The sequence below is a fragment of the Nonomuraea cavernae genome, assembly GCF_014646355.1.
GTDB classification, from domain to species: Bacteria; Actinomycetota; Actinomycetes; order Streptosporangiales; family Streptosporangiaceae; genus Nonomuraea; species Nonomuraea cavernae.
The window spans coordinates 65,451-77,946 of sequence record NZ_BMNH01000012.1; the positions used below are offsets into that span (position 1 = coordinate 65,451).

A 12,496-nucleotide genomic window follows, 5' to 3' on the forward strand; every position below is an offset into this window, starting at 1 on the left:
CATTTCTTTTCTTCGGGACTAAGCGGGTGTGCCCCGATGCCACACTGGGGCATTATGCGAACCGGACGACCTCTCGCCGCAGCCGCCGCCCTGGCCGCCGTCACCACCGGCGCCGCCTACCTCTTCGGCCCCGGAGCCGGGGCGAGCCCATCGGCCGGCACCGAGAAGAAGACCCCTGGCACGGCCACGGTCGCGGCCGCCGACTGCACTCCCGACGCCCGCTATCCCAAGCGCCAGATGCGCGGCGTCTGGATCGCCACGGTCCAGAACATCGACTGGCCCTCCCGCGCCGGGCTCAGTGCCGACAAGCAACGGGCCGAGTACGTCAGGCTCCTCGACGCCGCCGCCAAGCTCAATTTCAACGCCGTCTTCGTCCAGGTTCGCCCCGCCGCCGACGCGATCTACAAGTCGCCGCTGGAGCCGTGGTCCCGCTTCCTGACCGGCACTCCGGGCAAGGACCCGGGCTGGGACCCGATGCCGTTCCTGGTGAGCGAGGCCCACAAGCGGGGCCTGGAGTTCCACGCGTGGTTCAACCCCTACCGCGCGTCCTATGACGGCGACGTGTCCAAGCTGCCGGCCGATCATCTGGCCCGCCGCCACCCCGGCTGGACGGTCAAGTACGGCGACCGTCTCTACTTCAACCCCGGCCTGCCGCAGGTGCGCGATCACGTGACGGCGGTCGTCACCGACGTGGTGAAGCGCTATGACATCGACGGGGTGCACTTCGACGACTACTTCTACCCCTACCCGAGCGGCAACGCCACGTTCAACGACGCCGCCACCTTTACAAAGTACGGCAAGGGCAAGCGGCTGGCCGACTGGCGGCGCGACAACGTCAACACGCTGATCGCCCAGGTCGACAAGGCCGTCCACGAGATCAAGCCGTACATCAAGTTCGGCATCAGCCCGTTCGGCATCTGGCGCAACACGTCCAACGACCCGACCGGCTCGCGCACGGCGGGGATGTCGGCCTACGACTCGATCTACGCCGACGCCCGGGCCTGGATCAAGGCGGGCACCGTCGACTATGTGCTCCCGCAGCTCTACTGGCCGCGTGGGTTCAAGGCCGCCGACTACAACGTCCTGGTGCCGTGGTGGGCCAACGAGGTCAAGGGCACCGGCGTCGACCTCTACATCGGCCAGGCCCTCTACCGGGTCGGCACCACCGACGACAAGGCGTGGACCAGGCCGGGCGAGCTGTCCGCGCACCTGACGTTCAACCGCAAGTACAAGCAGGTCGAGGGCGACGTCTTCTTCAGCGCCAAGCAGCTGCTGACCAACCCGCTGGGCGCCCTCGACCGCGTCTTCAAGGACCACTACAGCCGGCCGGCCCTGCTCCCCCTGATCAAGAGCCTCGGCGGCGAGGCCCCGCCCGCGCCCGCGGGCGTCAAGGCCGCGGGGAGGTCGCTGTCATGGGAGCCGTCGCCGGGCGCCCGCTCCTACGCCGTCTACAAGCTGCCGAAGTCGGGCGAGGACTGCCACACGACCGACGCCCGCGACCTGGTCGCCGTGGTCGAGCGGCCGGCGTACACCGCCCCCTCCGCCGGCACCTACCTGGTGACGGCGCTGGACCGGCTGGACCACGAGAGCAAGGCCATCAGGGCCGAGGTCACGAACTAGCCGCCGGGGCCGGCCGATGAACTTATGACCGGTCTATGACGGCCGTGTGGACACTGAGGGTTCCGAGCGGACCTGAGCCCTCAGGAGGCCTCATGAAGCGTGTTCTCCTCACCCTCGGCCTGATCGTCGCCTTCGCCGCGGTCCCCGCGCCCGGCGCGGGGGCCGCCCCGGCGGCCGCGGCCGCGGCCGTGACACCTCCCGTCATCACGGTGCGGGCGCCCGCGGGGGCCGCGCCGAAGGCGATCCCGCTGGCGGTGACGGCCAAGATCCACCACTACAACATCTGCAACGCGGCCGACGGCGACCCCTGCACCAGAGCGCAGGCCGACACGGCGGAGTCGATCCTGGTCTGGAACGCCGTGGCCGACGGCGCCTGGTTCGTCTCGGTGAACGAGATCTGCCAGGACGCGTTCGCCCGGCTCACCACGGCGCTGAAGAGCGACGGCACCATGGTGATCAGCAAGCGGCAGGAGGCCGACTGCGGCGGCAAGGGCTACGGCAACGCGATCATCCACCCCGGCGGCGTCAAGGTGGACGGCAAGGCGTGGTACTTCCCCACCCAGGAGGTGGGCAAGGACTGTTCCCAGGCCACGACCGAGTGCCGCACCGGCCTGTGCCTGAAGCTCACCACGTACGCGGGCCCGATGGCGCAGTGCACCGCCCATCTGGGAGCCGGTTCCACGGAGCGCACCGTCACCGAGTCGGCCGAGTACCTGTGGATCGCCCGGTCCTACGTGGAGCCGGGCCGCAGGATGTCGCTCGCGGGAGACTTCAACCTGACGCCCGGCCAGCTGCACCCCGCGTACGACGAGCTGGCCGATCTGGTACTCGGGTTCACCCACGACACCCGCGACGGGCTGAACAGGCAGATCGACTACATCTTCGTCGAGCGGGTGGGCTCGTGGACCGCGCGCCCGGCCTTCTGCACGGACCTCGCCAAGCAGGCCAGCGACCACTGCGCCACCAGCGGCGAGTGGCACCTGTGATCCACCGGCGGCCGGGCGACCGGCCGGACCGGCGTGGCCGGGTCAGGACCAGGCGTCGGCGAGCGCCTGGCGGGTGTCGCGCAGCAGCTCCGGCAGCACCTTGGTGCGCGCGACCACCGGCATGAAGTTGGTGTCGCCGCCCCATCTGGGCACCACGTGCTGGTGCAGATGGGCGGCGATGCCCGCGCCCGCCACGTGGCCGAGGTTCATGCCGACGTTGAACCCCTGCGCGCCGCCGGCCTTGCGCAGCGCCCGCAGCGAACGCTGGGTGAACTGGCTCAGCTCCACGAGCTCCGCGGGGTCGAGCTCGTCGTAGTCGGACACGTGGCGGTAGGGCACGACCATCAGGTGACCGGAGTTGTAGGGGTAGAGGTTGAGCACGGCGTACACGACCTCGCCCCTGGCGACGATGAGGCCCTCCTCGTCGCTCATCTTGGGGATGGCGTCGAACGGGCAACCGTCATCGGGGCCCGTCCCCGTTGGCTTGTTCTCGCCTTTGATGTAGGCCATGCGATGCGGGGTCCAGAGCCGCTGGAAGTTGTCGGGCTCCCCCGCTCCTGCCTGATCGTGCATATCTAGCAGCATAGGGCCCCGGCTTTCCGGACAAACGGGGTGCCTGTCCGGCACAATGCTCGGCACCGCCACGAGGAGGCAGCGATGTCCGACACCGTAGCCGAGCACTCCGCGCCAGCCGACGCGAACGCCCCCGACGCCCCCCACACGGCCGGCGGTGACGACGCGACGACCGGCTCCCACGACCAGCCCGCCCCGGCCGCCCCGGCCGCCTTCCCGCTCTCCGCCGAGCCGTCCGCCGCCGCCCCACTCGTGAAGGGGCGGATCAAGGTGGCCGACGAGGTGGTGGAGAAGGTGGCCGCGCTCGCCGCGCTGGAGGTGGCCGGGGTCGCGGACATGGGCGGCGACCTGGCTCGCGTCTTCGAAGCCGTGCGCGACCGCATCGGCGTCGGCTCCCGGCGCGGCACCCAGGGCGTGAGCGCCGACATCCAGGACGGCCAGGTGGCCGTGGACCTCACCATCGTGGTCGAGTACGGCCACGTGGTCATGGAGGTGGCCTCGGAGGTCAAGACCAACGTGGCCAGGAGCGTCAGCCGCATGCTGGGCATGCGGGTCACCGAGGTCAACGTCACGGTCGACGACGTCCGCCTGCCCGGCGAGGCCCGTCCCGGCGAGGCCCGTCCCGCTGCGGACCCGCCCGAGCAGGACCCCTTCTAGAGGCGACGCCGGCAAGCTACGGCTTGTCGCTCTGCGAGCCCCTACTGAACGGCGTCGGCTCCGCCGAGCTTCCTGAGCAGGCGCCGGGCGTCTGCGGCGTATTCCGGATGCCCGGTCGCGACAGCGCGCTTGAGAAGCGCCCGTGCCTTCGCCACGCGTCCCTGCCGCAGTTCCAGGAAGGCCAGCGAGATCATCGCCACAGGTCCCTGCTCGCGGTGTCCGGTGTCGATCGCACGTGTCAACCAGTGGCGCGCCTGATCGGGCCGCTGCTCCTCCTCCAGCTTCCCCAGACTCACCATCGCGGTAGGTGCGTGGTTGCGATGGCCGGACTCGACGACCTGGTGATACAGGCGCCGCGCCTCGGGGAGGTTTCCCCAGGTCGCCTCAACGAGAGCGAGGTTGCTCATCGCCGCCGGGACCTCGTCGGGATGACCGGTGGCCAGCGCTCTCTCCCAAAGGGCGGCCGCTTCGCTGACGCGACCGCTGGAGTGCAGCATGATGCCCAGATTCACCATCGCCGCCGGCCCCATGTCGGGGTCGTCGCTGTCCACTATCGTCCTCAACAGCCGTTCCGCGTGGTGCGGCTGGCCCGTTTCGTAGTATGCGCGCGCCAGGTGCAGGGTGGCCCGCACGCCGTACCGGGGGTGGCCCGTCGCCGACGCGTCCTTGAGCCACCGTATGGCCTTTGGGTAGCGACGCTCCTCCATCTCCATGCGGCCGAACTCCACCATCGCACGCGGGCGGTGGTCAGGATGTTCGGTGCTGAACGCGGCCCGCAGCCAGCGCCGCGCTTCCCAGCCCTTTCCATCCGACTCCTCCAGTAAGGCAAGCTCGATCATCCCGGCGGGGCCGTGATCGGGATGGCCGGACTCCGCGACCCGGGTCAACCACCTTCGCGCGCCTGTGATGTCGCCCTCGTCACGGTCCAGTTGGCCGAGCTTGCCCGCGGCGAGAACCGCCACCTCGGGGTGGACGGAGTCGGCCGCGCGCTCGAACCAGTGCCGCGCCTCGGGCATCCGCTGCCGCCCGGCCTCGAGCTCGCCGATGCGGAACATCGCCCTGCACGCGCGGTCCGCGTCCTCCGTGTCGAGTACCCTCTTGTACCACCCGATCGCCTCGCCGGTCTCGGTGAGTGCCTCGGCGATCCGGAACGAAACCTCTGCCGGGAGATCCGTGAGGGGGGCGTCGGCCAGCAGGTCCGCCGCCACTGCCGGGTGACCCTGGTCAAGGGCGGTGTAGGCGAGCTTGCGCAAGTCGTCGGGGGTGAAATGGCCCCTGGCATAGTCCCATAGTGGCGCCCCGATGGCCCAGCCGTCCCGCCCGGTCTCCGCGGCGATGATCTCCAGCAGGGGATGGGGCCGGTAGATCCGGTCGAGGGACAGGAGCTGGGGCCTTGCCGCGCCCCCTGGGGCCAGCGCCCACGCCAGAGCGCGGTCGAAGGCGCCGGCCGGTAATCGCGTGCGGGGCGACAGCTCGCCGAGGTGCAGCCGGTAGCCCCTCCAGAGCTGCTGTAATGCCTTCTTGGTGAGCCTGGCCGGCATCTGCGCCCGATACCAGTCGGTCGCCGCCCGCAGCACCGCGACCCGGTCGGCCGCCTGCTCGGCGGTGCCGAGTGCGAGCGCCTGCCGTACTTTGTCCAAAGAGATCATCAACCGGCCGATGAGAAGGTCGGCCGACTGATCCGCCAGTGCCGGCCGGAGCGCCCTGTAGGCGGGCTCGGCTGCGATCCGGTCGCGTTCCTCCCTGGTCAACAGGCCCAGGGTCAGGTGGACGGCACATGCGCGCAGCAAGCCGGGCACGTGCGAGGCCAGGCGGGCGGCGGGGTCGCCGTCGGCGTTGACGACATCCTCGGTGTGCAGGGTGGCGGTCACCACCAGCCGCGGCGGTAGCTCCGCCAGCAGGGAAGGGGTGAACTCGGCGAGCCGATCCGGGCGAACCGCGTCCAGCCACACCACCACCCCCGCCTTGGGAGTGAGCCAGGCTGCGGCTTGGCCGAGCAGGTCAGGCAGGGCAGCCCGAGGGTCGTCCACGAAACAGGCCAACCGCCAGTCCGGCAGCCGGCCGCGTACGGCATGGGCCAGGGCATGGGTCGAGCCGGCCAGACGTTCGCCCTGGACCACGATCAACCGCGCCCCTGTCCCAGCCGCCGCGTCGTCGAGCGCGTCAACCAGCTCAGCGTCGAACGCCCGAGCGATGTGCGGAGCCTCTCCATCCGCGGCGAACCGCGATTCGCTCATGCCCCAACACCAACCGGGCACCTCACTGACAGGCAGCGGGCGCCCCTTGGAGTCAGCCACGAGCAGCCTGCCGATCGGTCCGGGACGCCCTCTCCACCGCTCCCAGCCGACGTACCCCAGAGCGGCGACCAGCGCGGCCGCCAGCCAGCCCCAGTGCCAGGCCGTGCCGTCCGTGCCCTCGTTGATCGCGACACCCACAGCGACGCTGAAGATGGCCGCACCGCCCGCGCCGACCCAGAGCCGCATCCTCACCTTCATGCACCATCCTCTTTCGGGAAGGCCTCCCGCCATGGCATCGATCCGTCAGCGGGGATCACCAGGGCTGCCCGCGCATGGCCAGACCCTCGACCCTCCGGACCCGCGCGGTGACCATCCTCGGGGGTGCGGCCCTCGGCGGCAAGACAGTAGCGTTCCCCCGCCTCCATCGCCGGGCGAGCCGGGTCTTGGCGCCGCATCGGCCAGGTAGGCCGCCACTGCGGCGGGCAGTGGCGGTGATCCGCAGCGCTCCTACCGGACGCGAGCACCAACGGATCTCATGACGGCTTCCAGGGAGGACACAGCTGACAGAGGTCGCAATTCGCCCACCTGGCCCCTGAGGTCGCATTTGGCGTTATTGGACGCATTGTCCAGACATAGCGCCGATTCGCTGACGAGTCGGCCGGTGGCTGCTAGGTTCAGGCGCTGCGGTGATCATCCCCGCGGTCCAAGCCGGCCGGGCGGCCCATGTGTGCCACCCGGCCCACCTCCTGAAATCGAAGGGACATTCCATGGCCAAGTCGTGGCTCGTGGCCGTCTTGCTCTGCTTCTTCCTGGGCGCGCTCGGCGTGCACCGGTTCTACGTGGGCAAGATCGGCACCGGCATCCTGATGATCGTCACCCTGGGCGGCCTCGGCGTCTGGGTGCTGATCGACTTCATCATGATCCTGATCGGCAAGTTCAACGACAAGCAGGGACAACCCCTGGCGAAGTGACGCGAGGTGCGGCGGAGCGGATCCCCGCTCCGCCGCACGCGAAAGATCAGACCTGCGTGCGGCGCTCGACCGCGTCGACGATCTCGGAGATCGCCTGGTCGACCGGCACACCGTTCTTCTGCTCGCCGCTGCGGTAGCGGAAGGACACCGCGCCGTTGGCGATGTCGTCGTCTCCGGCCAGCAGCATGAACGGGACCTTGGACTTCTGCGCGTTGCGGATCTTCTTCTGCATGCGGTCGTCGGCGGTGTCGACCTCGACCCTGATGCCGCGCTCGCGCAGCCGCTTGGCCACGTCCTGCAGATAGGGGGCATGTGCGTCGGCGATCGGGATGCCGACCACCTGCACCGGGGCCAGCCAGGGCGGGAAGGCGCCGGCGTAGTGCTCGGTGAGCACCCCGAGGAAGCGCTCGATCGAGCCGAACAGCGCCCGGTGGATCATGACGGGCGTCTGACGGCTGCCGTCGGCCGCCTGGTATTCGAGCTCGAACCGCCTGGGCTGGTTGAGGTCGAGCTGAATGGTGGACAGCTGCCAGGTGCGGCCGATGGCGTCCTTGGCCTGGACCGAGATCTTCGGCCCGTAGAAGGCGGCGCCGCCCGGGTCGTGCACCAGCTCGAGCCCGGACTCCTCGGCCGCCTGGCGCAGCGCCTCGGTGGCCTCGTCCCAGTCTGCCGGGTCGCCGATGAACTTCTCGGACTCGTCGCGGGTGGACAGCTCCAGGTAGAACTCCGACAGGCCGAAGTCGCGCAGCACGCTCAGCACGAAGGCGAGCAGGCTCTTCAGCTCGCCGCCCATCTGCTCCCTGGTGCAGTAGATGTGCGAGTCGTCCTGCGTCATGCCGCGCACCCGGGTCAGGCCGTGCACCACGCCGGACTTCTCGTAACGGTAGACGGAGCCGAACTCGCACAGCCGCAGCGGCAGCTCGCGATAGGAGCGCCCGCGCGCCCGGAAGATCAGGTTGTGCATCGGGCAGTTCATCGGCTTGACGCGGTATTCGACGCCCTCCAGCTCGAAGGGCGGGAACATGTCCTCGGCGTACCACGGCAGGTGCCCGGAGGTCTCGAACAGCTGCGACTTGGTGATGTGCGGGGTGTTGACGAACTCGTAGCCCGCCTCGCCCTGCCGGCGGCGCATGTAGTCTTCCATCTCCTTGCGGATGATCCCGCCCTTGGGATGGAAGACCGGCAGCCCGCTGCCCAGCTCGGGCGGGAAGCTGAACAGGTCGAGCTCGGCGCCCAGCTTGCGGTGGTCGCGCTTCTCGGCCTCCTCCAGCAGCTTGAGGTATTCGTCCTGCTTGTCGCGTGACTCCCAGGCGGTGCCGTAGATGCGCTGCAGCTGGGGGTTCTTCTCGCTGCCGCGCCAGTAGGCGCCGCCGGTGCGCATCAGCTTGAACGCCGGGATGGACCGGGTGGACGGCACGTGCGGGCCGCGGCACAGGTCCTTCCAGCACAGCTCGCCGGACTTGGGGTCGAGGTTGTCGTAGATGGTCAGCTGACCCTCGCCGACCTCCACGCTCTCCTCGGCGTCGGCGCCGCCGCCCTTGAGCCCGATCAGCTCCAGTTTGTACGGCTCGCCGGCCAGCTCCTCGCGGGCCTCGTCGTCGGTGACGGCCCGGCGGGAGAACAGCTGCCCCTGCTTGACGATCTCGCGCATGCGCTTCTCGACGCGCTTGAGGTCGTCGGGGTGGAACGGCTGCGCCACGTCGAAGTCGTAGTAGAAGCCGTTGTCGACCGGCGGGCCGATGCCCAGCCTGGCCTCGGGGAACAGCTCCTGCACCGCCTGCGCCATGACGTGGGCGGTGGAGTGGCGGACGATCGCCCTGCCCTCGTCGCTGGAGACCTCGATCGGCTCGACCGCGTCGCCGTCGGCGAGCGGGGCGGCCAGGTCGCGCGGCTCGCCGTTGACCCGGGCCGCGATGACGGAGCGACCGTCCGCCTGGAGCGCGTCACCGGCCGTCGTGCCGGCCGCGACCACACGCTCGGCTCCGGCGAGGGTGATGCGTAGCTCGGCTGACACGGTGACTCCCTGGGGTCGGATTCGTCGATGGTGGTTATCGATGCTATCGCTTGTGAAACCCCAACCTGGTCAGCGCTTGGCGGGTGCCGTCGAAGACGTTGCGGTCGACGGGGCTGTTGGAATATTGGTGGATCGTCCACTCGGTCCACGGCCCCGGCACCATGGGCTCGCCGCGCGGCTGGTCGGGGCTCGCGATCCACAGCGGATACTCGCCGAGGCCGGCGCAGGCGCCCGAGCGGGCGAAGGACTGGTAGGTGTAGACGAGCGGCCGCACCCCGCCGTGCCGCTCGACGTAGTGGCACCAGCGGCGGGCGTGCCGGGCGACCTGTTCGGGCCGCAGCCCGTCGGTCGTCTCCAGGTCGATCGCGACCAGGTCGCCGCGGCGCAGCCCGCCGGCCAGGGTGATCGTGCGCAGGAAGCTGCGCGCTCCCTCGACGGGGTCTCCCTTGGGGCGGGCGAAGTGGTAGGCGCCGCAGACGATCCAGTTCTCCCGCATGCCCTCCCAGTTGCGGGCGAAGAAGCGATCGACGTAGTCGCCGCCCTCGGTCGCCTTGGCGAAGGCGAAGGCGACCCCGGCGCGGGCGTGCGCGGACCAGTCAACGGAGCCCTGCCAGTTGGACACGTCTATGCCTTGCAGCAAGCGCTTCACCTTGCGGGAGTTTATTCGGATGCCTCCCGATCAGGCCCCCGACGCGCCGGTCAGAGCAGTTGCTTCAGCAGCTCCCTGGTGCGCTCCCGCTTGGAGTAGGGGGCGGCCACGAAGTCGGTGACGCCGGCCTTGGCCAGCGTGTCGATCTGGGCGCGCACGCTCTCCTCGTCGCCGACGATCGCCACGTCCCCGGGGCCGGCCGCGCCCTCGCGGTCGAGCATGGCCCGGTAGGAGGGCAGCTGCCCGTACATCGCGAAGACCTCCGCGGCGCGCGCCCTGGCGGCGGCCGGATCGTCCGTGACGCAGATCGGCAGTGTGCAGACGATGCGCGGCCGGCCGCGGCCGGCCTCCTCGGCGGCGGCGGTGATGGCGGGCGCGATGTGCTCGGCGACCGTCCTGGGGCCGGTCATCCAGAGGATGGTGCCGTCGGCCCTGGCGCCGGCCAGCTTGAGCATGCGCGGAGCCAGGGCGGCGAGCAGCACCTGCGGGCCGGCTCCGGGCGTGCTGAGCCGGATGTCGGCCTTGAGGGTCTCGCCCTCGGCTCGCACGTGCTCGCCGCGGATCGCGGGCAGCAGGATGTCGAGGTACTCCTTCATGTGCCTGGCGGGCCGGTCGAAGCTGTAGCCGAACATGTTCTCGATCACGATCTGGTGGGACAGGCCGATGCCGAGCGTGAGCCGGCCGCCGAGCGCCGCGTTGACCGTCATCGCCTGCTGGGCGAGCGCGGCCGGGTGGCGCGGGTAGGTCGGGACGACGCCGGTGCCGAGCTCCATCCCCGGCGCCTGGCTGCCCGCGACGGCCAGCGCGGTGAGGGCGTCGAGGCCGAAGATGTGCGACATCCAGCCGGACGCGAAACCGTCGGCGTGCGCGGCGGCGATGGCGTCGCGCAGTTCGCCGAACGGCTCGGAGCCCGTGGGCTCGTTGAGCAGCAGTCCGATTCGCATGTCCACCGAACTCCATTCTAGTTTTGGGGTCACGGCGAGTCTAACCCCGGCCGAGCCGGCGGCCCCGGCCCGACACGGCGATCTCCGGCGGGCCTCGCCGAACGCGCTTTGTAGGGTGGGACCCATGAGTCACGAGCGCGCTGGACAGCCGGCCGGGCCGGCCGACCTGGTCGACGTCCCCAGGCTGGTCACGGCCTACTACGCGCTCCACCCCGATCCGGGCGAGGTGGGCCAGCGGGTGGCGTTCGGCACCTCCGGGCACCGGGGGTCGTCGCTCGACACCGCGTTCAACGAGGACCACATCCTGGCCACGAGCCAGGCGATCTGCGAATACCGCGCCGCGCGGGGCACCGACGGGCCGCTGTTCCTGGGCGCCGACACGCACGCGCTGTCCGAGCCCGCCCGCGTGTCGGCGCTGGAGGTGTTCGCGGCCAACGACGTGAGCGTGGTCGTCGACTCGCGTGACGGCTACACGCCCACCCCGGCCGTCTCGCACGCCATCCTCGCCCACAACCGCGGCCGCGAGTCCGGGATGGCCGACGGCGTGGTGGTCACGCCCTCGCACAACCCGCCGAGTGACGGGGGCTTCAAGTACAACCCGCCGGACGGCGGGCCGGCCGGCACCGAGGCCACGACGTGGATCCAGGACCGCGCCAACGAGCTGCTGGCGGCCGGCCTCGCGGGGGTGCGCCGCGTCCCCTACGCCAGGGCGCTGCGGGCGGCGGGCCGCCACGACTTCCTCGGCAGCTACGTCGACGACCTGCCCTCGGTGGTCGACCTCGACGCGATCCGGTCGGCCGGGGTGCGCATCGGGGCCGACCCGCTGGGCGGTGCCTCCGTGGCCTACTGGGGGGAGATCGCCGAGCGGCACCGGCTCGACCTGACCGTGGTCAACCCCCTGGTGGACCCGACATGGCGGTTCATGACGCTCGACTGGGACGGCAGGATCCGGATGGACTGCTCGTCGCCGTACGCGATGGCCTCCCTGATCGCCGGCCGCGACACCTACGACATCGCAACGGGCAACGACGCCGACTCCGATCGGCACGGCATCGTGACGCCCGACGGGCTGATGAACCCCAACCACTACCTCGCCGTGGCGATCTCCTACCTCTACGCGCACCGTGACGGCTGGCCCGCGGGCGCCGGGGTGGGCAAGACGATGGTCAGCAGCCGGATCATCGACCTGGTCACCGAGTCGCTGGACCGCCGGCTGTACGAGGTGCCGGTGGGGTTCAAGTGGTTCGTGCCCGGCCTGCTCGACGGCTCGCTGGGGTTCGGCGGCGAGGAGAGCGCCGGGGCGTCGTTCCTGCGCCGCGACGGCTCGGTGTGGACCACCGACAAGGACGGCATCATCCTGGCGCTGCTGGCCTCGGAGATCCTGGCCGTCACGGGCGAGTCGCCGAGCGCCCGCTACCGCGAGCTGACGGCCCGCTTCGGCGAGCCCGCCTACGCCCGGGTCGACGCGCCGGCCGGTCGCGAGGAGAAGGCGGTGCTCGCGCGGCTGTCGGCCGAGCAGGTGACCGCGACCAGCCTGGCCGGCGAGCCGATCACCTCGGTGCTGACGTCGGCTCCGGGCAACGGGGCTCCGCTGGGCGGGGTCAGGGTGTCCACGCGGAGCGCCTGGTTCGCGGCCCGGCCGTCGGGGACCGAGGACGTGTACAAGATCTACGCCGAGTCGTTCCGGGGGCCGGAGCACCTGGCGAAGGTCCAGGAGGAGGCGCGTTCCCTCGTTTCAGCCGCCTTGGGATGAAAAACGAGTGCGATGAAGCTGGGCAAAACGGGGCTGGAGCGGCTGTTTGGCATACAAGATGCCAACAGTCTGCAATGATCTCGTCGTTATAC

Annotated in this window: 10 protein-coding genes; 5 read left to right on the forward strand and 5 right to left on the reverse strand. The window is 70.5% G+C overall.

Annotation, left to right across the window (positions count from 1 at the left end; genetic code table 11):
- The first annotated feature begins 54 nt into the window (after nt 1-54).
- Nucleotides 55-1,620, forward strand: coding sequence for a glycoside hydrolase family 10-like protein (locus IEY82_RS20275; RefSeq protein WP_189125733.1), 1,566 nt, complete (start codon nt 55-57; stop codon nt 1,618-1,620).
- Between the two features lie 92 nt (nt 1,621-1,712).
- Nucleotides 1,713-2,606, forward strand: a complete 894-nt coding sequence (locus tag IEY82_RS20280) for a hypothetical protein (RefSeq protein ID WP_189125734.1) — start codon at nt 1,713-1,715, stop codon at nt 2,604-2,606.
- Between the two features lie 42 nt (nt 2,607-2,648).
- Here the strand turns inward: IEY82_RS20280 and IEY82_RS20285 are convergent, their stop codons facing one another.
- Nucleotides 2,649-3,179, reverse strand: a complete 531-nt coding sequence (locus IEY82_RS20285) for an HIT family protein (protein ID WP_225263422.1) — start codon at nt 3,177-3,179, stop codon at nt 2,649-2,651.
- A gap of 84 nt (nt 3,180-3,263) precedes the next feature.
- Here IEY82_RS20285 and IEY82_RS20290 point away from each other — a divergent pair, with 84 nt between their 5' ends.
- A complete protein-coding gene (locus IEY82_RS20290) occupies nt 3,264-3,836 on the forward strand; it encodes an Asp23/Gls24 family envelope stress response protein (protein WP_189125736.1) in 573 nt (190 codons plus the stop codon).
- Between the two features lie 41 nt (nt 3,837-3,877).
- Here IEY82_RS20290 and IEY82_RS20295 read toward each other — a convergent pair whose 3' ends face one another.
- Nucleotides 3,878-6,331, reverse strand: a complete 2,454-nt coding sequence (locus IEY82_RS20295) for a tetratricopeptide repeat protein (protein WP_189125737.1) — start codon at nt 6,329-6,331, stop codon at nt 3,878-3,880.
- 509 nt (nt 6,332-6,840) lie between these two features.
- On the opposite strand from IEY82_RS20295, the gene IEY82_RS20300 reads away from it, so the two are divergent.
- A complete protein-coding gene (locus IEY82_RS20300; RefSeq protein ID WP_189125738.1) occupies nt 6,841-7,044 on the forward strand; it encodes a TM2 domain-containing protein in 204 nt (67 codons plus the stop codon).
- Between the two features lie 46 nt (nt 7,045-7,090).
- On the opposite strand, the gene thrS is transcribed toward IEY82_RS20300, so the two are convergent.
- The 3 genes from thrS to IEY82_RS20315 are packed head-to-tail and all read right to left on the reverse strand — an operon-like array spanning nt 7,091 to nt 10,651.
- Entirely contained in the window at nt 7,091-9,058 is a 1,968-nt protein-coding gene (thrS, locus tag IEY82_RS20305) for a threonine--tRNA ligase (RefSeq protein WP_372459738.1), read from the reverse strand.
- 43 nt (nt 9,059-9,101) lie between these two features.
- Entirely contained in the window at nt 9,102-9,698 is a 597-nt protein-coding gene (locus IEY82_RS20310) for a glycoside hydrolase family 25 protein (RefSeq protein WP_189125739.1), read from the reverse strand.
- Between the two features lie 59 nt (nt 9,699-9,757).
- Entirely contained in the window at nt 9,758-10,651 is an 894-nt protein-coding gene (locus tag IEY82_RS20315; protein WP_189125859.1) for a TIGR03564 family F420-dependent LLM class oxidoreductase, read from the reverse strand.
- Between the two features lie 124 nt (nt 10,652-10,775).
- Here IEY82_RS20315 and pgm point away from each other — a divergent pair, with 124 nt between their 5' ends.
- On the forward strand, nt 10,776-12,404 hold the full coding sequence (pgm, locus tag IEY82_RS20320) for a phosphoglucomutase (alpha-D-glucose-1,6-bisphosphate-dependent) (RefSeq protein ID WP_189125740.1): 1,629 nt from the start codon (nt 10,776-10,778) through the stop codon (nt 12,402-12,404).
- The last annotated feature ends 92 nt before the right edge of the window (nt 12,405-12,496 follow it).

Bases quoted from the DNA above. Each gene is read 5' to 3' on its own strand.
- IEY82_RS20275 (WP_189125733.1), top strand. From the start codon at position 55: ATGCGAACCGGACGACCTCTCGCCGCAGCCGCCGCCCTGGCCGCCGTC.
- IEY82_RS20280 (WP_189125734.1), top strand. From the start codon at position 1,713: ATGAAGCGTGTTCTCCTCACCCTCGGCCTGATCGTCGCCTTCGCCGCG.
- IEY82_RS20285 (WP_225263422.1), bottom strand. From the start codon at position 3,179: ATGCACGATCAGGCAGGAGCGGGGGAGCCCGACAACTTCCAGCGGCTC.
- IEY82_RS20290 (WP_189125736.1), top strand. From the start codon at position 3,264: ATGTCCGACACCGTAGCCGAGCACTCCGCGCCAGCCGACGCGAACGCC.
- IEY82_RS20295 (WP_189125737.1), bottom strand. From the start codon at position 6,331: ATGAAGGTGAGGATGCGGCTCTGGGTCGGCGCGGGCGGTGCGGCCATC.
- IEY82_RS20300 (WP_189125738.1), top strand. From the start codon at position 6,841: ATGGCCAAGTCGTGGCTCGTGGCCGTCTTGCTCTGCTTCTTCCTGGGC.
- IEY82_RS20315 (WP_189125859.1), bottom strand. From the start codon at position 10,651: ATGCGAATCGGACTGCTGCTCAACGAGCCCACGGGCTCCGAGCCGTTC.
- pgm (WP_189125740.1), top strand. From the start codon at position 10,776: ATGAGTCACGAGCGCGCTGGACAGCCGGCCGGGCCGGCCGACCTGGTC.